The sequence below is a fragment of the Streptomyces sp. NRRL S-378 genome, assembly GCF_000720645.1.
Lineage (GTDB): Bacteria > Actinomycetota > Actinomycetes > Streptomycetales > Streptomycetaceae > Streptomyces.
The window spans coordinates 1-21,730 of sequence record NZ_JOBX01000038.1 but is presented as its reverse complement, the minus strand read 5'-3'; the positions used below and the strand labels follow the sequence as shown (position 1 = coordinate 21,730).

The window sequence follows — 21,730 nt, the reverse complement described above, 5'->3', positions numbered from 1 at the left end:
GGGCGGTCCCCCACCCGCCCTTCCACCGTTCCCCGGGGCCCTGCCCCGGACCCGTGCCGCAAGCGCCGGCGGAGCCGGATTCAGGCCTCGTACGGGCGGGCCGGCCAGGGGGCGGTGGCCGGGCGGAGGGCGTCGACGCCGCCTTCGGAGGCCAGCGCGGCGGACAGTGCCAGCACCCCCGTCACCAGGCCCGGGTTGCCGAGCTCGCCCGCCAGGACGCCCCGTACCAGCTCGGCCAGCGGCACCCACGTCACCTCCATGTCCGCCTCCTCCGAGCCGGACTCGGAGTAGCGCTCGCCGTCCGCCTCCGACACGCTCCGGGCGAGGAAGACCCGGATCGCCTCGTCCGACCCGCCGGGCGAGGCGTAGAAGTCGGCCAGCACCCGCCAGTCCTCCGCCTTGGCGTGCGCCTCCTCGTAGAGTTCGCGCTGCGCGCCGAGCAGCGGGTTCTCGCCGGGGACGTCGAGCAGCCCGGCCGGCAGCTCCCACAGCCGCCGCCGCACCGGGTGCCGGTACTGGCTGAGGACCAGCACCCGCCCGTCCTCGTCCAGCGCGAGCACGCACACCGAGCCGGGGTGCACCTGGTAGTCGCGGCGGGCGGTCGAGCCGTCCGGCATCCGGACCTCGTCGGAGTCCACCGCCGTCTTCGCGCCCTGGAACGGCCGTCGGCTCGACAGCGTCTCCCAGGATTCCGACGTGTCCTTGATGTTCATGCCCCGAAGCCCTCCACAACGCGCGACAGCCGGGGTACGGATCTTCCGTACCCCGGCCGTCTACGTTATGCGGTCAGGCGCTCACTTCGCGGACTGCTGCCGCTCCACGGCCGCCTTGACCAGACCCGCGAACAGCGGGTGCGGGCGCGTCGGGCGCGAGCGCAGCTCCGGGTGGGCCTGGGTGGCCACCAGGTAGGGGTGGACCTCGCGCGGGTACTCGACGTACTCGACGAGCTTGTTGTCCGGGGAGGTGCCGGAGAAGACCAGGCCGGCCTTCTTCTCGAGCTCGCCGCGGTAGGAATTGTTGACCTCGTAGCGGTGGCGGTGGCGCTCGTCCACGTACGCCTGGTCGCCGTAGACCTCGCGCACGATGGAGCCCTCGGCCAGCTTCGCCGGGTACATGCCCAGGCGCATGGTGCCGCCCAGGTCGCCCGCGCCCTCGACGAAGGCCAGCTGCTCCTCCATGGTCGAGATGACCGGGTGCGGGGTGGAGGCGTCGAACTCGGTGGAGTTGGCGTCCTCGATGCCCGCGAGGTTGCGCGCGGCCTCGATGACCACGCACTGCAGGCCCAGGCAGAGGCCGAGCAGCGGGATCTTGTTCTCGCGGGCGTAGGTGATCGCGCCGACCTTGCCGTTCACGCCGCGGTCGCCGAAGCCGCCGGGCACGCAGATCGCGTCCACGTCGGACAGCTGGGCCGCCGCGCCCGCGGGGGTCTTGCAGTCGTCGGAGGTGACCCACTTGATCTGGACGCGGGCCTTGTTGGCGAAGCCGCCGGCGCGCAGCGCCTCGGTCACCGACAGGTAGGCGTCGGGCAGGTCGATGTACTTGCCGACGAGTGCGACCTTGACCTCGTGGTCGGGGTTGTGGACGCGGTCGAGGAGGTCCTCCCAGACGGTCCAGTCGACGTCGCGGAACGGCAGGTCGAGCTTGCGCACGACGTAGGCGTCCAGGCCCTCGGTGTGCAGGACCTTCGGGATGTCGTAGATCGACTTGGCGTCGATGGCCGCGACCACGGCCGCCTCGTCCACGTCGCACATCAGCGAGATCTTGCGCTTGATGCTGGTCGGGACGTCGCGGTCGGCGCGCAGCACGATGGCGTCGGGCTGGATGCCGATGTTGCGCAGGGCCGCGACCGAGTGCTGGGTCGGCTTGGTCTTCAGCTCGCCGGAGGGGCCGATGTAGGGCAGCAGCGAGATGTGCACGACGAAGACGTTGTCGCGGCCGACCTCGTGGCGGACCTGGCGGACGGTCTCCAGGAACGGCAGCGACTCGATGTCGCCGACGGTTCCGCCGACCTCGGTGATGACGACGTCGACGTCCTCGGTCGCCATGCGGCGGATGCGGTGCTTGATCTCGTTGGTGATGTGCGGGATGACCTGCACGGTGTCACCGAGGTACTCGCCGCGGCGCTCCTTGGCGATGACCGTGTTGTAGACCTGGCCGGTGGTGACGTTGGCCGAGCCGTCGAGGTCGACGTCGAGGAAGCGCTCGTAGTGCCCGATGTCCAGGTCGGTCTCGGCGCCGTCGTTGGTGACGAACACCTCGCCGTGCTGGAACGGGTTCATCGTGCCCGGGTCGACGTTGAGGTACGGGTCGAGCTTCTGCATCGTGACCCGCAGGCCGCGCGCCTTCAGGAGCGCACCCAGGCTGGAGGCCGTCAGGCCCTTGCCGAGGGAGGAAGCGACACCCCCGGTGACGAAGATGTGCTTGGTCGTCATGGATTTGGGCGGCATCGCCAAGAGGGGGCTCCCGTGGTCGCGAAGTGAGGTGCGTCCGGCGCCGGCCACCGTCGATCCGGAAGGGTCTCAGGGGGCGCCGAAGCTGCGGTTTCGGGGCCCCTGATTCGCACAGGCAGACCACCGGTCCACGGGGTACCAGCCTATCAGCGCCCGGGCCGGTCCGCCTCCGGCCACGCGCCGTCCACGGCTCGTAGCAGAGCGCCGAAGTGCGCCGGGGCGGAGACCCCGCGGCTCACCCGTTCGGCCCAACGGCATTCCCCGCGGCCTGGAGAAGATCACTAGGGTCCCGTCATATCCTGCTCGGATATTGCACACATCACCGCCGGGCAGTCCGTCGGACGGCCTAACCGGCCCGATATACGGAATCATGGGCTCACGCGGCGGTACCTGCACACAGGAGACCGCGCAAACGCGCATTGCAAGCGCCCTTCGGGGCGGACGTGGCCGTTCGACTGGAGATGCACGTGTCCGGGCGCATCGAGGATTACGCACTGATCGGGGACATGCAGACCGCGGCGCTGGTCTGCCGGGACGGGGCGGTGGACTGGCTGTGCCTGCCCCGCTTCGACTCCCATGCCGTGTTCGCGAGCATTCTCGGCACCGAGGATCACGGGTTCTGGCGGATCGGGCCGGCGTCCCCGGCGGGCTCCGAGGCGCCGCGTGCCACCCGCCGCCGCTACCGCGGCGATTCCCTGGTGCTGGAGTCCGAATGGGACACCCCCCGGGGCAGCGTCCGCGTGATCGACTTCATGCCTCCCCGCGAGCACCACGCGCCGCAGCTGATCCGCATCGTGGAGGGCGTCAGCGGGCGCGTCCCCATGCGCTCGACCCTGCGGATGCGCTTCAGCTACGGCCGGGTGGTGCCGTGGGTGCACAAGGTCGACGGGCGTACCGTCGCCGTCGCCGGCCCCGACTCGGTCTGGCTGGACACGGACGCGGAGACCTACGGCAAGGACCTGACGACGTACTCCGACTTCACCGTCGGGCCGGGCGACCGGGTCGCCTTCAGCATCAGCTGGCAGCCCTCGCACCGCGGCGCGCCCGAGGCCCCCGACGCCGAGGCGGCCCTGGAGTCGACCGCCGAGTTCTGGCGCGAGTGGGTCGAACAGTGCACCTACCACGGGCCCTACCGGGAGGCCGTGGTCCGCTCCCTGATCACGCTCAAGGCCCTCACGTACGGCCCCACGGGCGGGATCGTCGCCGCACCGACCACCTCCCTCCCGGAGGAGATCGGCGGGGTCCGCAACTGGGACTACCGCTACACCTGGCTGCGGGACGCGGCCATCACCCTCTCCTCGCTGCTGCGCACCGGCTACCGCGAGGAGGCCCGCGCCTGGCGCGAGTGGCTGCTGCGCGCGGTGGCCGGCGACCCGGAGAACCTGCAGATCATGTACGGGATCGCGGGCGAACGCGAGCTAGGCGAGACCGAACTGGACTGGCTGCCCGGCTACGAGGGCTCCCGCCCGGTGCGCGTCGGCAACGGCGCAGCGGGCCAGCTCCAGCTCGACGTGTACGGCGAGGTCACCGAGGCACTGCACCTGGGCCACATGACCGGCCTGGCCCGCAGCGACTACGCCTCCGTGCTCCAGCTCAAGCTGATCCGCTACCTGGAGACGCACTGGTCCGAGCCGGACGAGGGCATCTGGGAGGTGCGCGGCCCGCGCCGGCACTTCGTGCACTCCAAGGTGATGGCGTGGGTGGCCGTGGACCGCACGATCAAGCTGATCGAGAGCGGGGACGCGGACGGCCCGCTGGAGCGGTGGCGGGAACTGCGCGACGAGATCCACCAGGACGTGTGCGAGAAGGGCTACGACAAGGAACGCAACACCTTCACCCAGTCGTACGGGTCGAAGGAGCTGGACGCCTCGCTGCTGCTGATCCCGCAGATGGGCTTCCTGCCGCCGGACGACAAGCGGGTCATCGGCACCATCGAGGCGATCCAGCGCGAGCTGTCCACGCCCGACGGCTTCATCCTGCGCTACCCGACGGCGGGTGAGGAGGCCGGAGTGGACGGCCTGGAGGGCGACGAGGGGGCCTTCCTCGCCTGCTCGTTCTGGATGGCCGACGACCTGGCGATGATCGGCCGGGTGGACGAGGCACGACGGCTGTTCGAGCGGCTGCTGGCGCTCCGCAACGACCTGGGCCTGCTCGCGGAGGAATGGGACCCGCGGCTCCAGCGGCAGGTCGGGAACTTCCCGCAGGCCTTCAGCCACGTTCCGCTGATCGACACGGCGCTGCGGCTGACCGCGAGCGGGGCCTACGGCGGCTGAGGCGGACACGGCCGGCCCGGGGTGCGGTGCGGTCCGCCGCGCCCCGGTGATCGGCCGGGCCTAGGCTGGAAGGGTTCTTTGCCCTCCGTCCGTTGGAAGGGGGCAGCCATGGCTCCCCTCTCGAAGGCGGGCGCGGCCCTGACCGCGCTCCGCGAGGATCTGTCCGGCGAGGTGTTCGCTCCGGATGATCCGGGCTACGACGAGGCCCGGACCGTCTTCAACGCGATGATCGACCGCAGGCCCGCCGTGATCGCCCAGTGCGAGAGCGCGGAGGACGTGGCCACCGCCGTGCGCTTCGCGAGGGACCTCGACCTGAAGATCGCCGTACGGGGCGGCGGGCACAGCGTCTCCGGTTCCGCCCTCGGCGACGGCGCGCTCGTCGTCGACCTGCGCCGGATGCACGAGGCCACCGTCCACCCCGGGGCCCGCGCCGTGCGGGTCGAGGGCGGGGCCACGATGAGCCACCTGGACCGGGCCTGCGCCCCCTACGGGCTGGCCACCACCGGCGGCCGGGCCTCGACCACCGGGGTCGGCGGCTTCGTCCTGGGCGGCGGCAGCGGCTGGCTGGACCGCAAGTGCGGGCTGGCCGTGGACAACCTGCTGGGCGTGGAGCTGGTGACGGCCGACGGCTCGGTCGTGGAGACCACCTCCGAGGAGCGCCCGGAGCTGTTCTGGGCCCTGCACGGCGGCGGCGGCAACTTCGGCGTGGCCACCGCGATCACCCTGCGGCTGCACGAACTGCCCGCCATGGCCATCGCGTTCGTCCTGTACCTGCCGGAGAACGGTCCCGAGGTGATGCGGACCTACCGGGACCTCCTGGAGGGCGGGCCGCCGGAGGCCAGCGGGGGCGTGATCTTCCTGACCGGCCCCCCGGACGACGAGTTCGTCCCCCCGCACCTGGCCGGGCGGCTGGTGTGCGCGGCGCTGCTCACCTACGCGGGCCCGGAGGACCGGCTGCGGGGGCTCGCCGAGCCGCTGCTGGCGCTGCCGCACGAGGCGGCGATGGTCACCGCCATCCCGTACGCCGATCTCCAGTGCATGATCGACGACCCTCCCGGGCTGCGGAACTACTGGTCCGCGGAGTACCTGACCGGCGCCCCGGACGCGTTCGTCGACGTGTTCTGCTCCCGGGCCGCGTCGATGCCGGTGCCGACCGGGACCCAGCACATCCTGTTCCCGCAGGGCGGCGCGATCGCCTCCGGCCCGGCCGACTACCCGGTGCCGTACCGGGACTCCCCCTGGGTGGTGCACCCGTTCGGGATCTGGGAGGACCCGGCCGACGACGAGCGCTGCCGGCAGTGGGTCAAGGACGTCCGCGCGGACGTCGCGCCGTGGAGCACCGGCGCGGTGTACCTGAACTTCACCGGGGACGAGGGCTCGGACCGGGTGGTCTCCGGGCTCGGCGCGGACAACATGCGCCGCCTGGAACGGGTGAAGCGCGAGTACGACCCGGACAACGTCTTCCGCTTCAACCACAACATCCGGCCGGCCTGACCCCCTGATAGCGTCCCGCGACATGGACAACCAGGGCGGGATCACGGTTCAGCGGGCACTGGAGCTGCCGGGGCTGCGCAGCGGCCTGCCGGAGGTGGTGGCCTGCGCCGACCGCCTGGGCCGCACCGTCCGCTGGGTGCACGCGGGCGAGGTGCCGAACATCGCCTCCCTGCTCAAGGGCGGCGAGCTGCTGCTGACCACGGGGCTGGGCCTGGGCACCCGCCCCGCCGAACAGCGGGCCTTCGTACGCCGCCTCGCGGACCGGGGCATCGCCGCGCTGGTGGTCGAACTGGGCCCGCGCTTCACGCGGCTGCCCGCCACGATCGTGGAGACGGCGCGCACGGCGGGACTGCCGCTGGTCCAGCTCCACCGGGAGGTCCCCTTCGTCACGGTCACCGAAGAGGTCCACACCGAGATCGTCAACGGCCACTACGCACTGCTCCAGCGGGCCGAGGAGGTCCACCGGCGCTGTACGGAGGCCCTGTTGGGCGGCGGGGGCATCCCGCAGGTGCTGCGCATCGTGGCCGACTTCACGGGGAACCCGGTCTTCCTGGAGACCCCGGACGGGCAGTTGCTGTACGCGGCAGCCAGCTCGGCCGGGGACCCCGGCGCGGACCCGCTCCAGGTGTGGGAGGGGCTGCGCGGCCAGCGCGAGGCCGAACCGTCGGCGAACACGGTGGTGATCGACGTACCGGGCGGCGGCCACGGCACCGGCTCGGTGCGGGCCCGGGTGGTCCTGGTCGGTGTCTCGGCCCCGCTGCTCCCGGTGCACCGGATGGCGGCGGAGCGCACGGCGGGTGTGCTGGCCGTGGTGCTGATGCAGGCGCGGCAGGAGGAGGAGCTGGCGGCGCGCGGCCGCGGCGACTTCCTCACGGACCTGGCGGAGGGCCGGATCTCCGCCGAGGACGCCCCGGCGCAGGCGCGGGTGCTGGGTTTCAAGCCGGGTGCCGGACCCCTGCTGCCCGTGGTCATGCGGCTCTCGGACCTCGGGCCGTCCGGCAACTGGGCCGTGCTGGCCCGCGCGGTGCTGGAGGAGCTGTCGTCCGTCGGGGTGCCGGTCCTGCTGGGTGTCCGCCCGGTCGAGGGCCGGGTACCGCTGCTGGTGTCGCTGCGGGCGGAGTCGGAACGCACGGCGGTCGCCGATCGGGTCGCGGCGGCGCTGCGGGCGGGTGTGGAACGCGCGGGCCTGGAGCGGGCCACCGCCCCGCCGGCGGTGGTCGTCGGCGTCGCGGGCGGCTGGGCGGCCGCCTCCTCGGGCCTGCGGCACGCGGCGGAGACCGCCACGGCGGCCCACGGCCTGCCGGCCAGGCCCTGGTACGACGCCCGCCGCCTCGACATCGACCTGCTGCTGTGGCGGCTGCGCGAACACCCGGACCTGGCGGCCTTCGTGGACCGCGCGATCGGCCCGCTGCGCGCGCACGACGCGACGTCGCGGCCGCCGCTGCTGCCGACCCTGGAGACGTACCTGGCCCATGCCGGCCGCAAGGCGGAGACGGCCCGCGAGCTCCACCTGAACCGGCAGACCCTCTACAACCGGCTGGCGCGCATCTCGGAGCTGCTGGGCACGGACCTGGACGACCCGGAGACGGTGCTCTCCCTCAGCCTGGCCCTGCGCGCCCGCCGCCACACCACCCCTTCGTGACGCGTCCCTCGCACCCCCGGCGGCGCGCCCGGAAAGGGGGGGGGCCCGCCGGCGTCCGAGGCGCGGGGTCCGGGGCGGAGCCCCGCAGCGGCGGGACGCCCGGTCTGCCCCCGCCGGGGGGTCAGCGGCGGCGTTCCGTCAGTTCGTCGTAGACGGACAGGACCTGGGCCACGGTGTCGTCCTCCGACGGCCACGTGGCGGCCTGTACGCGCCCCGCGGCGACCAGGTCGGACCGGCGGGCCGGATTGGTCAGGAGGCCGGCCACGGCCGACGCCAGGGCCCCCGCCTCGCCCGGCGGGACGAGCACCGCGCCGTCCCCCACCAGCTCCGGCACACCGCCCACCGCCGTCGCCACCAGTGGCACACCCGCCCGCAGCGCCTCCTGCGCCAGCAGGGCCCGCGCCTCCCACCGGCTCGGCAGCACCGCCACGTCCGCCGCGGCCAGCAGGTGCGCCGCGTCCCGTCGGCGGCCGAGGAGTCGGACCGGCAGCCGTTCCGCCGCGATCCGGCGGGCCAGTTCGGCCCGTAGCGGCCCCTCCCCCGCGATCACCAGCAGCGGGGCGGGTTCCAGGGTTCGCCACTCCCGTGCTGCGTCGAGCAGGACGGAGTACCCGCGGTGCGCCACGAGGCTGCCGACCGCGATCAGCAACGGCCGCTCCATGACGCCGAGTTCCGCACGCACCTTGCCCGGGTCCGACGGGGTTTCCGGGCCGGCCGGGAAGGCCACCGGCGCCAGCCGCGCGTCCCTGGCGCCCCGCTGGCGGGCCAGGTCCACGAGGTCCGAGGAGGCTCCGAGCACCACCGCGGCGGCCCGCGCCACGCGCCGTTCCAGCATCCGGCTCAGCCGTCCGAGCGCGCCGTGCGCCGTCGGGCCTTCGCCGTGCCAGCTCACCACCAGCGGCACCCGGCGCCCGCGTATGGCCAGTGCGGCCCGCAGGCCGGCCCGCACTCCGTGCGCGTGGACGACGTCCGCGCCGGCGCACGCGGCCCGCAGCACGCTCCCCGCGTCGGGCGCGAACTCCGCCCCGGCGCCGGTGAAGTCGTACTCCCCCTCCGCCTGGACGGGGGCGCACACCGTGACCCGCACCCCGCGCGCGGCGAGCCCGGTGGCGAGTGATCGGACGTGCGCGCAACTGCCGGCGCCCGCACCGTCGCCGAGCACGTGGACGGTGCGCAGCGGCGGGCGCCCGTAGGGCTGTGCCGCGACGGAGGTGGAGACCGGGGAGCTGCTCACTGGCCGAAGCTCCAGGATGAGGGGAGTCAGAGACGTCGCCAAGAATGCCAGTCCGCACGCGCGTTCCGGGACCATACGGGTGCGGATCCTGTGCGAGATACGGCAGGACGCCTCCCGGCCTCACTCACACGACGTAAGTGGAATCCGGAGAGTGACGCCCCGATCGATCTCTTTCGGGTCCGAACCGGTCTTTGGCGGACAAGCGGAGGGCCCGGAACGCCCTGCGTCCCGGGCCCTGAGGCGGTGTGCGGGCTCACGCGTCGGAGCGCGCCGCCGCCAGCAGTTCCTCGGCGTGCGCCCGCGCGGAGACGGAGTCCTCGTGACCCGCGAGCATGCGCGACAGCTCGCGCACGCGGTCCTCGCCCTCCAGGACGGTGACCCCGCTGCGGGTGACCGAGCCGTCGTTGGTCTTCTCCACCAGCAGCTGCCGGTCGGCGAAGGCGGCCACCTGCGGCAGGTGGGTGACGACCACGACCTGCGCCGACCTGGCCAGCTTCGCCAGGCGCCGGCCGATCTCGACGGCCGCCTTGCCGCCGACGCCCGCGTCGACCTCGTCGAAGAGGTAGGTGGGAACGGGATCGGTGCCCGCGAAGACGACCTCCACCGCGAGCATCACGCGGGACAGCTCACCGCCCGAGGCGCCCTTGGCGATCGGCCGCGGCTGGGCGCCGGGGTGCGGGGCCAGCAGCAGTTCGACCTCGTCGGCGCCGGAGGGTCCGTAGGCGACCGGGCGGCCGTCCACGTCCACTCCTTCGGGGTCCTCGGTCTGCCGGATGTCGATCGTCACCCGGGCGTGCGGCATCGCCAGCGACGCCAGCTCCGCCGTCACCGCGGAGGCGAAGCGGGTCGCCGCCTCCACCCGGGCGTCGGTCAGGGCCTGGGCCAGCAGCGACAGTTCGGAGCGCAGCCCGTCGCGTTCCGCAGTCAGCTCGGTGATCCGCTCGTCGTCGCCGTCCAGTTCCAGCAGGCGCGCCGCGCCCTGTTCGGCCCACGCCAGCACGGCCTCCACGGTGCCCTCGGTGCCGTACTTGCGCGTCAGCTGCGTCAGGGCCGCCCGGCGCTCCTCCACCGCGGCCAGCCGCAGCGGATCGGCGTCGAGGTCGTCGGCGTAGCCCGCCAGTTCCCCTGCCACGTCGGACAGCAGGATGCCGAGTTCGCCGATCCGCTCGGCGAGCGCGGCGAGCGCCGGGTCGTGCGACCGTACGGCTTCCAGCGCCCGGTGGGCCCCGGCGACCAGCATGTTCGCGTCGATGGCCTCGGGGTCCTCGGGGTTGCCCGCGAGCGCGGCGTGTGCCGCCTGGGCCGCCTGGGCCAGCGCTTCGGCGTGCCCGAGCCGTTCCGCCTCGGCCGCCAGCTCGGCGTCCTCGCCGGCCACCGGCTCCACGGCGGCGATCTCGTCGAGCCCGAAGCGGAGCAGGTCCGCCTCCTGGGCCCGTTCCCGGGCCCGGGTGGTGATCTCGTCGAGTTCCACGGCGACCGCGCGCAGCCTGCGGTAGGCCGAGCCGTACTTCTCCAGCGGGACGGCGACGGCGTCCCCGGCATACCGGTCGAGCGCCTGCCGCTGCCGGGCCGGCCGGAGCAGGCCCTGCTGGTCGGTCTGCCCGTGTACGGCGACCAGGTCGTCGGCGAGCTCGCCGAGCAGGCCGACGGGCACGGAGCGGCCGCCGACGTGGGCGCGCGAACGGCCCTCGGCGGACACCGTCCGGCTGATCAGCAGGGCGCCGTCGTCGAGCTCGGCGCCCGCCTCCTCGGCGCGTACCGCGGCGGGGGCGTCCGGGCGCATGACGATGCGGCCCTCGACCACCGCGGCCTTGGCCCCGATCCGTACCAGGGCCGGGTCGGCGCGGCCGCCGAGCAGCAGCCCGAGGCTGGTGACGACCATCGTCTTGCCCGCGCCGGTCTCGCCGGTCACCGCGGTGAAACCGGGCGACAGCTCGACCACCGCGTCGTCGATGACCCCGAGCGACCGTATCCGCATCTCCTCAAGCACGGGACGACGATACCGAGGTTTCCCGGGTGCCATGTGACGTCACCCGCTCCGAGTTTCTCGAACACATGTGCTATTAATGCTCTCGCGGCGGGCACGGAACGGCAACACCCGGAATCCCGGCCGGGCTTGGGGACCACGGCCCCGACCGCCTGCTGCCGCGGCCGTCACCGGGATCGTCCCCGCAGAGGTCAGTGGGGCGCGCCCCGCCAGCCCGACACGGGCAGCGCGAACTTCGCGACGAGGCGGTCCGTGAACGACGCGTGGTGCAGCCGGGCGAGCCGTACGGGCACCGCCCCCCGCCGGACCTCCACCCGGGCCCCGGCCGGCAGCTCCAGCATGCGCCGGCCGTCGCACCACAGGACCCCGTGCGGGGTACCGTTCTGCACCTCCACCGCGAGCACCGAGTTCGGCGAGGTCACCAGCGGTTTCGCGAACAGCGCGTGCGCGCTGATCGGCACCATCAGCAGCGCCTCCACCTCCGGCCAGACCACCGGCCCGCCCGCGGAGAACGCGTACGCCGTCGAACCCGTCGGAGTCGCGCAGACGATCCCGTCGCAGCCGAAGCCGGTCACCGGGCGCCCGTCGATCTCCAGGACGACCTCCAGCATCCGCTCCGGGGACACCTTCTGGACCGCGGCCTCGTTCAGCGCCCAGTCCCGGTGGACGACGTCGCCGTTCGTGCGCACGATCACGTCGAGGGTCATCCGCTCCTCGACCTCGTACGAACGCGTCACCACCCGGTCCACGACCTTGTCGAGGTCGTCGCGCTCGGCCTCCGCGAGGAAGCCGACCCGGCCCAGGTTGACGCCCAGCATCGGCACGCCCGAGGCGCGCGCGAACTCGGCACCCCGCAGCAGGGTCCCGTCGCCGCCCAGCACCACCAGCAGCTCGCACCCGTCGAGCACCCCCGGCGTGGACTCGGTGACGAGCTCCACCTCCGGCGGCAGCGGCAGGTCCACCGCCTCGTGCTCGAAGACCCGTACGCCCAGCCCGCAGCGCAGCAGCCCCTTGACGACCAGCTCGGCGCTGCGGATGGCCGCCGGCCGCCCGGTGTGCGCGAGCAGGAATACGGTCCGTTCCCCCGGAAAATCTGTCACTGAGGCCCCTCCGCAACTGCACGGTCAACATCCGCCGGGTCGAGTGCCGGTGCCCCCGCCCTCAGCCACAGAAAGTACTCCACGTTCCCCGACGGCCCCGGCAGCGGACTGGCGGTCACCCCGAGAACGCCCAGCCCCAGCTCCGCCGCCCGCGCCGCGACCTCGCGCACGGCCTCCGCCCGCAGCTCCGGGCTGCGCACGACACCGCCGCTGCCCAGCCGCTCCTTGCCGACCTCGAACTGCGGCTTGACCATCAGCACCAGGTCGGCGTCGGGCGCCGTGCACCGCACCAGCGCGGGCAGTACCAGGCCGATCGAGATGAAGGACAGGTCTCCGACGACGAGGTCCACCGGGACGCCGTCGATCTGCTCGACCGTCAGCTCGCGCACGTTCGTACGGTCCTTCACGGTGACCCGGTCGTCGCTCTGCAACGACCAGGCGAGCTGCCCGTAGCCGACGTCGACCGCCATCACGTGGGCCACGCCCGCGCGCAGCAGTACGTCGGTGAAGCCTCCGGTGGACGCGCCCGCGTCCAGCGCCCGGCGGCCCTCGACCTGCAGGCCCTGCGGGCGGAAGGCCGCGAGGGCGCCCGCGAGCTTGTGTCCGCCGCGCGAGACGTAGTCGGGGTCGTCGTCGTCCTTGAGGACGACGAGGGCCGCACTGGTCTCGACCTGGGTGGCGGCCTTGGTCGCGGTGGTGCCGCCCACGGTCACCCGGCCCGCGGCGATCAGCTGCGCGGCGTGCTCGCGCGAGCGGGCCATGCTGCGGCGTACCAGTTCGGCGTCCAGGCGGCGGCGTGCCACTCCTGCCACGTTCGGTTCAGCTCCTGTTTTCGTACGGTCCGGGGACGGGCGGTGCGTCCAGCGCGGTCAGCGCCTCACGCAGCCCCCGGTGGACATCCTCGTACACCGCGACGTGTCGGTCCGCCTCGAGGTGGTCCGCGTCCGCCAGCCGCGCCAGGTGCGCGTCCACCCCGGCGTGGCCGGTGGGGGTGCGTACGACGCCCAGCGCCACGGGTCCGGCGGGCTCGGCCGACCCTGCGGACCCGGCGGGCACGGCGGGCTCTGCGGGCTCTGCGGGCTCTGCGGGGGCTTCCGCCTCAGCTTCGGCTGCGGCCCCGGCCCGCACCTCGGCTCCGGCCGCGCTCGGGGCCCCGGCCCGGGTCTCGGCTGCTTCGTCGGTCATGCCACGACGCTACCGCGAAGCGCCCCCACGGCCGCGCGCGGCTCTGCGGTACGGTCGTGATCACGATGGCTACGATCCAGGAGTGCCGTGAAGCACTCGACCGACTCTCCGACAACCTCGAGCGGGCCGAGGCCGGCGTGCGCGGCGCGGCCGCGTTCGACCGCTCCCTCAGCTGCCACATCACGGACCTGGACCAGACGTTCACGGGCCGCCTGGCCGGAGGCCGGATCCGCGTGGACGCGGTCGCGCCGGGCCCGCCGGCCCACAAGGCGCAGATCCGCCTCGCGATGACCGGTGACGACCTGGTCTCGCTGGTCGCGGGCGAGCTGAAGTTCGCGAAGGCCTGGGCCTCCGGCCGGGTCAGGCTGGAGGCCGGCCTCCGCGATCTGATGCGGCTGAAGAGCCTGCTCTAGAGCGCGCCGGCCCCGGGGGCACCGGCCCCGGCGGACGCCTGTGCGCGGGGGCGTCGCGCCGCCGGGATCACCAGCGGCGTTCCCGTCTCCGGGTCGTCGATGACCTGGCAGCGCAGCCCGAACACCTTCTCCACGAGCTCCGCGGTGACCACCTCCTGCGGCGGGCCCTCGGCGATGACCTTCCCGCCCCGCATCGCGATCAGGTGCGTGGCGTAGCGGGCGGCGTGGTTGAGGTCGTGCAGCACCGCGACGAGCGTGCGCCCCTGGGTCTCGTGCAGTTCGGCGCACAGGTCGAGCACGTCGATCTGGTGCTGGATGTCCAGGTACGTCGTCGGCTCGTCGAGCAGCAGCAGCGGGGTCTGCTGCGCCAGCGCCATGGCGATCCACACGCGCTGCCGCTGCCCGCCCGACAGCTCGTCCACCGCGCGGTCGGCGAGCTCGGCGACCCCGGTCGAGGCCATCGACTCGTTCACGATCCGCTCGTCCTCGGGCGACCACTGCCGCAGCAGCCCCTGGTGCGGGTACCGGCCGCGCGAGACCAGGTCGGCCACCGTGATGCCGTCGGGCGCGATCGAGGACTGCGGGAGCAGACCGAGGGTCTTGGCGACCTTCTTCGCGGGCAGCGACCCGATGGCCTGCCCGTCCAGCAGCACCCGCCCCTCGGACGGCTTCAGCATCCGCGACAGGGCCCGCAGCAGCGTGGACTTGCCGCAGGCGTTCGGGCCGACGATCACCGTGAAGGAGTTGTCGGGGATCTCCACCGACAGGTTCTCGGCGATGACCCGCTGGTCGTAGCCGAGGGTCACGTTCTCCGCGGTCAACCGCTGCACTTGCGCACTCCTGAGGTTCATATACGTCCTGCCTTGCGCTCGGTGACGAGCAGCCAGAGCAGATAGACACCGCCGACCAGCCCGGTCACCACGCCCACCGGCAGCTGGTCCGAGCCGAAGGCCCGCTGCGAGGCCCAGTCCGAGAGCAGCAGCACCACCGAGCCCATGAGGGCGGCCGTCAGCAGGTTGGCACCCGGTGAGCGGGTCAGCCGCCGGGCCAGCTGCGGCGCGGCCAGCGCGACGAAGCTGATCGGCCCGGCCGCGGCGCTCGCCGCCGTGGTCAGCAGGATGGCCGCCAGCATCAGCAGCATCCGGGTGCGCTCCACCCGCACCCCCACCGCGTACGCCGCGTCGTCGCCCATCTCGATCATCCGCAGGGCCCGGCTCTGCCCCAGCACCAGCGGGAACAGCACCGCACAGGTCAGCAGCAGCGGCCACACCTGCGCCCAGTCCCGGCCGGCGAGCGAACCGGTCAGCCAGACCATCGCCCGCGAGGCCTCCACCAGCTGGGCCTTCGTGATCAGGTACTGGATGACGGCCACCAGCATCGCGGACGCGCCGATGCCCACCAGGACCAGCCGGTAGCCGTGGATGCCCCGCTTGTACGCCAGCAGGTAGACGGCGGCGCCGGCCAGCAGTCCGCCGAGCAGCGCGCCGGCGGCGACCGCGGTCGCCGAGCCGTTCAGCAGGATGATCACGACGAGGGCGCCGACCGCCGAACCGTAGGAGAAGCCGAGCAGGTCGGGCGAGCCGAGCGGGTTGCGGGTCACCGACTGGAAGACGGCTCCGGCCATCCCGAGGGACGCGCCGACCAGCAGGGCGACCAGCACCCGGGGCAGCCGCAGGTCGTTGACGATGAAGTCGTTGGCGGGGGTGCCGTTGCCGAGCAGGGTCCGTACGACGTCCCACGGCGCGATGTCGAAGTCGCCGGTGCCGATGAGCAGGACGGCCATGACGAAGGCGGCGAGGACGAGCAGGACGCCGACGGCCAGGGCGCGCCGCTCGATCCGCAGCGACATCCCGCCCGGGAGCCGCACGGGACGGGCTTTGGCGGTCACGGTCACAGCTGGGCCATCCTCTTGCGCCGGACGAGGTAGATGAAGACGGGCCCGCCGATGAGCGCGGTGACGATGCCGACCTGGAGCTCGGCGGGCCGGGTGACGACCCTGCCGACGACGTCCGCGCCGAGCAGCAGGACGGGCGACAGGACGGCCGAGTACGCGAGCACCCAGCGCATGTCCGGTCCGGTGAACACCCGCACGAGGTGCGGGATCATCAGGCCGATGAAGACGATGGGCCCGCAGGCGGCGGTCGCCGCACCGCAGAGCAGGGTGATGGCGAGCATCGCGCCGACCCGGGTCCGCATCAGGTTCGCGCCGAGTGCCCTGGCCGTGTCGTCACCCATCGCCATCGCGTTGAGCGGCCGGCCGAGCGCCAGCGCGAGCACCGCGCCGGCCAGCAGGAACGGGGCGACCTGCCGGACGGTGTCCATGTTGGCCGAGGCCAGCGAACCCACCGTCCAGAAACGCAGCTTGTCCAGCGCCTTGCTGTCCATCAGCTGCACGGCGTTGATGTAGCCGACGAGGGCCGCACTGGCCGCCGTACCCGCGAGCGCGAGGCGTACCGGTGTGGCGCTGCGGCTGCCGCCGAGCACGTACACGACGACGGAGACGACGGCGGCGCCGAGGAAGGCCCACCACACGAACTCCGACAGCGAACTCGCGCCGAGGAAACTGATCGCGGACACCACGGCGGCCGCGGCCCCGGCGTTGACGCCGAGGATGCCGGGCTCGGCCAGCGGGTTGCGGGTCAGCGCCTGCATGACGGCCCCGGAGAGGCCCAGCCCGACCCCGACCATCAGCCCGAGGAGGGTGCGCGGGACCCGGAGGTCCCGCACGACCACGTCCGAGGTGGTTCCCGAGTAGTGGAAGAGGCCGTGCCAGACCTCTTCCAGGGGCATCTGCTTGGCGCCCACGGAGATGCTCACCACCGCGATGAGGGCGAGCACCACGAGGGCACCGGCCAGACCCGCGGCGCGTGCGGCATGGCGTGGGCGGGTGACGGCGTCCGGCGGGGACGCCGTGCTCGGCCCGGATTCGGGAGGACTCTCAACCAACACGGAGGTTAGGTTAGCCTAGCCTCCGCCTCGATCGGACCCCCGGAGGTCACTGAAGACCCAGCCTGGCCAGCGCCTTCGCCGCGTCCAGCGTGCACACGCCCTCCGCGGCAGCCGTCCAGGCCGCCGCGCACAACGCCCGCAGCCCGTCCAGCGGGTCCCGGCCCTCCCCGTTCGCCCCGTTCTCCGTGCCCTCTTCGACGCCCTCCCCGCTCTCGTCGGCCCCGCACAGTTCGAGCACGCCGCTGTTGAGCGCGACCGCCGTCCAGCCGCCGCAGCGGAACCCCTCCGCGAACGGCACCACCTCCGGCTGTCCGGCCAGCAGCCCGCGCAGGTCCCGGTCCACGTAGGTCGGCCGGTGCCGGGGCTCGGCCCGCAGCAGTTGCTCCGCGTCGGTCACCCCGGTCAGCACCAGCAGCGAGTCCACCTCCCCGTTGAAGGCGCCCTCGATGTCGGTGTCCAGCCGGTCCCCGACGACCAGCGGCCGCTTCGCCCCGGTCCGCAGCACCGTCTCCCGGTGCATCGGGGGCAGCGGCTTGCCCGCCACCTGCGGCTCCGCGCCCGTGGCGATCCGTACGACCTCCACGGCGGCCCCGTTGCCCGGCGCGATGCCCCGCGCCCCCGGGATCGTCAGGTCGGTGTTCGACGCGTACCACGGCACGCCCCGGTTGATCGCGTACGAGGCCTCCGCGAACCGGCCCCAGGCCAGGTCCGGCCCCCCGTAGCCCTGCACGACCGCCGCGAGCCCCTCCTCGTCGGCGGACTCGACCGGCACCAGCCCGCGTTCGCGCAGCGCGACCCGCAGCCCCTCCCCGCCGATCACCAGCACCTTGGAACCCGGCTCCACCTGCTCCGCGATCAGCCGGGCCACCGCCTGCGCCGAGGTGATCACCTCGGCCGCCTCCGTCGGGATGCCCAGCTCGCCCAGGTGCTCCGCGACGGCTTCGGGGGTCCGCAGGGCGTTGTTCGTGACGTACGCGAGGTGCATGCCGTCGGCGCGGGCCGCCGCGAGGGACTCCACGGCATGGCCGATGGCCCGCCCGCCCGCGTACACCACACCGTCCAGGTCCAGGAGAGCGGTGTCGTACGCCTGGTGCAGACTCTGGTCACACGCCGCGGGACTGGTCCTGATCTGCCGGGTCATTCTGGCCGCTCCCTCTGAGATCGATCTTGTCCGATTCCGTACTGCCCCGATCATCCCGCATGGCGAGACGCGATTTACCATGCACCAATGACCACTTCTGGCACCGCGGACCACGGGCTGCGCCTCATCCCGTTCCATGGCCTGCGCTACGTCCCCGAGCGTGTCGGCAGCCTCGCCGCCGTCACCTCGCCGCCGTACGACGTGGTCGTGCGCCCCGACGGAGTCGACCACCTCGAATCCGCCGACCCGCACAACATCGTCCGCCTCATCCTCCCGCAGGCCGGCACCCCGGCCGCGCGCAACGAACAGGCGGCGCGCACCCTGCGGGACTGGCTCGCCGCGGGCGTCCTGTCCGCCGACCCCGAACCCGCGCTGTACGTGTACGAGCAGCGCCGGGCCGGGCTGCTGCAGCGCGGCGTCATCGGCGCCCTCGCCCTGTCCACCGCCGACGCAGGCATCGTCCTGCCCCACGAGGACGTCATGCCGGACGTGGTGACCGACCGGGCCGGCCTGATGCGCGCCACCTCCGCCAACCTCGAACCGCTCCTCCTCACCTACCGGGGCGACGATCCCGGCGCGGGTGCGGCGGCGGTCGTCGAGCGGACCGCGCAGCGCGCGCCGCTCCTGTCGACCACCACCGAGGACGGGTTCCAGCACCGCCTCTGGGCCATCACGGACCCGGCCGAACTGGCCGCCGTCGCCGCGGATCTCAGCCACCGCCAGGCCCTCATCGCCGACGGCCACCACCGCTGGGCGACGTACCTGCGCCTCCAGGAGGAGCACGGCTCCCCCACCGCGTGGGACTTCGGCCTGGTGCTGCTCGTGGACACCGCCCGCTACCCGCTCCAGGTCCGTGCCATCCACCGCATGCTGCGCCGCCTGCCGGTCGCCGACGCGCTGGCCGCCGTCGCCGGTCACTTCCGGGTCCGCCCGGTCGAGGGGCCGCTCCCGCTGGCCCTGGACGCCCTCGCGGACGCGGCGGAACGTGGCAACGCCTTCCTCCTCGCCGGCGACGGCACCTTCCACCTGGTCACCGATCCCGATCTGGCCCTCCTCGACCGCACGGTCCGTCACGACCGCCCCGAGGCCTGGCGCCGGCTGGACGCCACCGTGCTCCACGCGACGCTGCTCGACGCCCTCTGGCACGTGCCGGACGCCCCCGACCAGATCACGTACATCCACGACGCCGCGTCCACGGTGGCCATGGCCGAACGCCACGGCGGCACCGCCGTCCTGCTGCATCCCGTACGCGAGGAGGTCGTACGCGACCTCGCCCGCCAGGGGGTCACCATGCCTCGGAAGTCCACGTCCTTCGGGCCGAAGCCGGCGACAGGCCTGGTCCTGCGCGGGCTGGGCTGACGGGACTGCGCTGACGCGGACTGGGCTGACGCGGACTGGGCCGAGGTCTCCCGGACACGCAGAAGGGCGGTACCCCGACCGGGGTACCGCCCTTCTCGTCGTCACTTGGACGTGGCTCAGGCCTTGTCGCCGCGGACGTCGGCGTCGGCTGCGGACTGCTCCAGCGGCTCGTACTCCTCGTCGTCCTCGTCGTAGTACTCGGTCACGTCGGTGGCGCGCTCGGCCGCGGCGACCTCCGCCGGGTCCTCGTCGTCGCCCTCGTCCTCGTCGCCCTCGTCCTCGTCCTCGTCGTCCTCGTCGTCGACCAGGTTCTCGATCCCGTCCTGGTCCTCGTCGTCGGACAGGTCCGCGGCGTCGACGAACTCGACCCCGTCGAGCTCGGCGAGACGGTCGGAGGCGTCGGTGGCCCCGTCCTTGTCCGCTTCGAGGGCCTTGCCGAACCACTCGCGGGCCTCGTCCTCGCGGCCGGCCGCCAGCAGGGCGTCGGCGTAGGCGTACCGCAGGCGCGCGGTCCACGGCTGGACGGCGTTGGACGCCAGCTCGGGGCTCTGCAGGGTCACGATGGCCGCTTCGAGCTGCCCCTGGTCCCGCCGTGCGCCGGCCGCGACCAGACGCATCTCGACCTGACCGGCCTTGTCGAGCTTCTGGACCTCGGGCTCACCGGCCATGGCCAGGGCCCGCTCGGGACGGCCGAGGCCGCGCTCGCAGTCGGCCATGACGGGCCACAGCTCGACGGAGCCGGTCATGCGCTTGGCGGCGCGGAACTCCGCGAGGGCCTCGCTGTACTTCTGCGTGGCGTACGCGGCGAAGCCGGCGGCCTCGCGCACGGCGGCGACACGGGAAGCCAGGCGCAGGGCGATGCGCGAGTACGCGTACGCCTGCTCGGGGTCCTCGTCGATCAGCCGGGCGACCATGACCAGGTTCTTGGAGACCTCTTCGGCCAGGCCCTTGGGCAGGCTCAGCAGCTCCTGACGCACATCGGCGTCGATCTCGAGACCGGTGACGTCCTCGTCGATCGGAAGCCGCTTGACCGGGTCGCGGTCCGAGCGGTAGCCACGGTCGTCGCCGCGGTCATCGCGACCCCGGTAACCACCGCGGTCGTCACGGCCGCCGCGGTATCCACCACGGTCGCCACCCCGGTCGTCGCGACGGGGGTAGGACGGACGGTCGCCGCGGTCGCCGCGGTCGTCGCGACGCGGGTAGGACGGGCGGTCGCCACCGCGGTCGTCCCGCCCACCGCGGTATCCACCACGGTCGTCGTCACGGCGCGGGTAGGACGGACGGTCGCCGCCGCGGTCGTCGCGACGCGGGTAGGACGGGCGGTCGCCACCGCGGTCGTCACGCCCACCGCGGTACCCGCCACGGTCGTCGTCACGGCGCGGGTACGACGGACGGTCCCCGCCACGGTCGTCACGACGGGGGTAGGAGGGACGCTCGCCGCGGTCGTCGCGACGGAAGGAGGGGCGGTCGCCCCGGTCGTCACGGCGCGGGTAGGAGGGACGGTCCCCGCCGCGGTCGTCGCGACGCGGGTAGGACGGGCGGTCGCCACCGCGGTCGTCCCGCCCACCGCGGTACCCGCCACGGTCGTCGTCACGGCGCGGGTACGACGGACGGTCGCCCCGGTCGTCACGGCGGGGGTAGGAGGGACGCTCGCCGCGGTCGTCGCGACGCGGGTAGGACGGGCGGTCGCCACCGCGGTCGTCACGCCCACCGCGGTATCCACCACGGTCGTCGTCACGGCGCGGGTACGACGGGCGCTCACCCCGGTCGTCACGGCGCGGGAAGCTGGGTCGGTCGCCGCCCCGGTCGTCGCGGCGCGGGTACGAGGGACGCTCGCCGCGGTCGTCACGGCGGAAGGAGGGGCGGTCGCCGCCGCGGTCGTCGCGACGCGGGTAGGACGGGCGGTCGCCACCGCGGTCGTCACGACGGAAGCCGCCGCCACCGCCGCCGCCACCGCCGGAGGGACGCCCGCCACGGTCGTCGCGACGGTAGCCACCGCCGCCACCGGCCGGCCTGCCGCCGCGGTCGTCGCGACGGAACGCGGGACGGTCGCCCCCACGGTCGTCACGGCCCCCGCGGTAGCCGCCCCTGTCACCGCCGTCGTTGCGCCGAGGCTCGCGCTCCGGACGATCGTCGGGAGAGTTGGACATGGGTGTGACTCCTGTCTTCGGGGTACCGCTAGTCATTCTCGCGCAACCAACCCATGGCCGCGCTTCGGCGTAAGGAAGTGCCCACAGGGTCCCCCCTGCAGTACCATCGGCGCTGAAAGGCTTAGCTTCCGGGTTCGGAATGTAACCGGGCGTTTCCCTAACGCTATGACCACCGAAACCCTATCGGTTTCGAGCGAACAAGCACACTCTGTAGTTATGTGTTCCAGCTCTAGAAACCAGCAACTGTTCGTTGCTTCAGAACTAACACAGTGGACGCGAGCAACTGAGGACAAGCCCTCGGCCTATTAGTACCAGTCAGCTTCACCCGTTACCGGGCTTCCACATCTGGCCTA

Annotated in this window: 17 protein-coding genes, 1 rRNA gene and 1 pseudogene; 5 read left to right on the top strand and 14 right to left on the bottom strand. The window is 73.3% G+C overall.

Annotated features, from left to right (window positions below; genetic code table 11):
- Positions 1-80 precede the first annotated feature (80 nt).
- On the bottom strand, positions 81-713 hold the full coding sequence (locus IH80_RS0124580) for an NUDIX domain-containing protein (RefSeq protein ID WP_030963348.1): 633 nt from the start codon (positions 711-713) through the stop codon (positions 81-83).
- Positions 714-794: 81 nt separating this feature from the next.
- Positions 795-2,447, bottom strand: coding sequence for a CTP synthase (locus IH80_RS0124575; RefSeq protein WP_030963347.1), 1,653 nt, complete (start codon positions 2,445-2,447; stop codon positions 795-797).
- 446 nt (positions 2,448-2,893) lie between these two features.
- Between IH80_RS0124575 and IH80_RS0124570 the strand changes: the two genes are divergently transcribed.
- The 3 genes from IH80_RS0124570 to IH80_RS0124560 all read left to right on the top strand — a co-directional run bounded on the left by IH80_RS0124570 (position 2,894) and on the right by IH80_RS0124560 (position 7,859).
- The gene (locus IH80_RS0124570) at positions 2,894-4,723 is read left to right on the top strand and encodes a glycoside hydrolase family 15 protein (RefSeq protein WP_199819305.1); all 1,830 of its coding nucleotides are present in this window, start codon (positions 2,894-2,896) and stop codon (positions 4,721-4,723) included.
- A 108-nt stretch (positions 4,724-4,831) separates the two neighbouring features.
- A complete protein-coding gene (locus IH80_RS0124565; protein WP_030963344.1) occupies positions 4,832-6,217 on the top strand; it encodes an FAD-binding oxidoreductase in 1,386 nt (461 codons plus the stop codon).
- Positions 6,218-6,239: 22 nt separating this feature from the next.
- Positions 6,240-7,859: a PucR family transcriptional regulator gene (locus IH80_RS0124560; protein WP_030963343.1), complete on the top strand. Its 1,620-nt coding sequence runs from the start codon at positions 6,240-6,242 to the stop codon at positions 7,857-7,859.
- A 121-nt stretch (positions 7,860-7,980) separates the two neighbouring features.
- Here IH80_RS0124560 and IH80_RS0124555 read toward each other — a convergent pair whose 3' ends face one another.
- The 5 genes from IH80_RS0124555 to IH80_RS46210 all read right to left on the bottom strand — a co-directional run bounded on the left by IH80_RS0124555 (position 7,981) and on the right by IH80_RS46210 (position 13,365).
- Entirely contained in the window at positions 7,981-9,093 is a 1,113-nt protein-coding gene (locus IH80_RS0124555) for a glycosyltransferase family 4 protein (RefSeq protein ID WP_030963342.1), read from the bottom strand.
- Positions 9,094-9,346: 253 nt separating this feature from the next.
- Positions 9,347-11,071, bottom strand: a complete 1,725-nt coding sequence (gene recN / locus IH80_RS0124550) for a DNA repair protein RecN (RefSeq protein WP_030963340.1) — start codon at positions 11,069-11,071, stop codon at positions 9,347-9,349.
- Positions 11,072-11,271: 200 nt separating this feature from the next.
- Positions 11,272-12,180 carry an NAD kinase gene (locus IH80_RS0124545; RefSeq protein WP_030963338.1) on the bottom strand — a complete coding sequence of 303 codons (909 nt, stop codon included), beginning with the start codon at positions 12,178-12,180 and terminating at the stop codon, positions 11,272-11,274.
- Positions 12,177-12,992, bottom strand: a complete 816-nt coding sequence (locus IH80_RS0124540; RefSeq protein WP_030963337.1) for a TlyA family RNA methyltransferase — start codon at positions 12,990-12,992, stop codon at positions 12,177-12,179. The genes IH80_RS0124545 and IH80_RS0124540 overlap by 4 nt, the downstream gene beginning before the upstream one ends.
- Before the next feature lie 7 nt (positions 12,993-12,999).
- A complete protein-coding gene (locus IH80_RS46210; RefSeq protein WP_234432375.1) occupies positions 13,000-13,365 on the bottom strand; it encodes a hypothetical protein in 366 nt (121 codons plus the stop codon).
- Positions 13,366-13,430: 65 nt separating this feature from the next.
- Here IH80_RS46210 and IH80_RS0124530 point away from each other — a divergent pair, with 65 nt between their 5' ends.
- Positions 13,431-13,778 (top strand): SCP2 sterol-binding domain-containing protein, encoded by a 348-nt coding sequence (locus IH80_RS0124530; RefSeq protein WP_030963332.1) that lies wholly within the window; start codon positions 13,431-13,433, stop codon positions 13,776-13,778.
- Here the strand turns inward: IH80_RS0124530 and IH80_RS0124525 are convergent.
- Genes IH80_RS0124525 through IH80_RS0124510 form a run of 4 tightly spaced genes read right to left on the bottom strand, consistent with a single transcriptional unit; the run spans position 13,775 to position 17,868 of the window.
- On the bottom strand, positions 13,775-14,629 hold the full coding sequence (locus tag IH80_RS0124525) for an ABC transporter ATP-binding protein (protein WP_234432374.1): 855 nt from the start codon (positions 14,627-14,629) through the stop codon (positions 13,775-13,777). The two genes, IH80_RS0124530 and IH80_RS0124525, sit on opposite strands and share 4 nt — an antisense overlap.
- Positions 14,626-15,627, bottom strand: coding sequence for a FecCD family ABC transporter permease (locus IH80_RS0124520; RefSeq protein ID WP_051809889.1), 1,002 nt, complete (start codon positions 15,625-15,627; stop codon positions 14,626-14,628). The genes IH80_RS0124525 and IH80_RS0124520 overlap by 4 nt, the downstream gene beginning before the upstream one ends.
- A gap of 41 nt (positions 15,628-15,668) precedes the next feature.
- Complete coding sequence (locus IH80_RS0124515) at positions 15,669-16,727, bottom strand: FecCD family ABC transporter permease (RefSeq protein WP_030963328.1); 1,059 nt, start codon at positions 16,725-16,727, stop codon at positions 15,669-15,671.
- A 46-nt stretch (positions 16,728-16,773) separates the two neighbouring features.
- On the bottom strand, positions 16,774-17,868 hold the full coding sequence (locus IH80_RS0124510; RefSeq protein ID WP_030963326.1) for an HAD-IIA family hydrolase: 1,095 nt from the start codon (positions 17,866-17,868) through the stop codon (positions 16,774-16,776).
- 87 nt (positions 17,869-17,955) lie between these two features.
- Here IH80_RS0124510 and IH80_RS0124505 point away from each other — a divergent pair, with 87 nt between their 5' ends.
- Complete coding sequence (locus IH80_RS0124505) at positions 17,956-19,227, top strand: DUF1015 family protein (RefSeq protein ID WP_030963325.1); 1,272 nt, start codon at positions 17,956-17,958, stop codon at positions 19,225-19,227.
- A gap of 116 nt (positions 19,228-19,343) precedes the next feature.
- Here IH80_RS0124505 and IH80_RS39675 read toward each other — a convergent pair whose 3' ends face one another.
- The 3 genes and pseudogenes from IH80_RS39675 to rrf all read right to left on the bottom strand — a co-directional run bounded on the left by IH80_RS39675 (position 19,344) and on the right by rrf (position 21,554).
- A complete protein-coding gene (locus IH80_RS39675) occupies positions 19,344-20,204 on the bottom strand; it encodes a tetratricopeptide repeat protein (RefSeq protein WP_051809887.1) in 861 nt (286 codons plus the stop codon).
- Positions 20,205-20,459: 255 nt separating this feature from the next.
- Positions 20,460-21,362, bottom strand: a pseudogene (locus IH80_RS46205) (hypothetical protein); the annotation flags it as partial.
- Positions 21,363-21,439: 77 nt separating this feature from the next.
- Positions 21,440-21,554: ribosomal RNA gene (gene rrf / locus IH80_RS0124495) — 5S ribosomal RNA — on the bottom strand.
- Positions 21,555-21,730: the final 176 nt, after the last annotated feature.

Bases quoted from the DNA above. Each gene is read 5' to 3' on its own strand.
- IH80_RS0124580 (WP_030963348.1), bottom strand. From the start codon at position 713: ATGAACATCAAGGACACGTCGGAATCCTGGGAGACGCTGTCGAGCCGA.
- IH80_RS0124575 (WP_030963347.1), bottom strand. From the start codon at position 2,447: ATGCCGCCCAAATCCATGACGACCAAGCACATCTTCGTCACCGGGGGT.
- IH80_RS0124565 (WP_030963344.1), top strand. From the start codon at position 4,832: ATGGCTCCCCTCTCGAAGGCGGGCGCGGCCCTGACCGCGCTCCGCGAG.
- IH80_RS0124560 (WP_030963343.1), top strand. From the start codon at position 6,240: ATGGACAACCAGGGCGGGATCACGGTTCAGCGGGCACTGGAGCTGCCG.
- recN (WP_030963340.1), bottom strand. From the start codon at position 11,071: ATGCGGATACGGTCGCTCGGGGTCATCGACGACGCGGTGGTCGAGCTG.
- IH80_RS46210 (WP_234432375.1), bottom strand. From the start codon at position 13,365: ATGACCGACGAAGCAGCCGAGACCCGGGCCGGGGCCCCGAGCGCGGCC.
- IH80_RS0124530 (WP_030963332.1), top strand. From the start codon at position 13,431: ATGGCTACGATCCAGGAGTGCCGTGAAGCACTCGACCGACTCTCCGAC.
- IH80_RS0124525 (WP_234432374.1), bottom strand. From the start codon at position 14,629: ATGAACCTCAGGAGTGCGCAAGTGCAGCGGTTGACCGCGGAGAACGTG.
- IH80_RS0124520 (WP_051809889.1), bottom strand. From the start codon at position 15,627: ATGTCGCTGCGGATCGAGCGGCGCGCCCTGGCCGTCGGCGTCCTGCTC.
- IH80_RS0124510 (WP_030963326.1), bottom strand. From the start codon at position 17,868: ATGACCCGGCAGATCAGGACCAGTCCCGCGGCGTGTGACCAGAGTCTG.
- IH80_RS0124505 (WP_030963325.1), top strand. From the start codon at position 17,956: ATGACCACTTCTGGCACCGCGGACCACGGGCTGCGCCTCATCCCGTTC.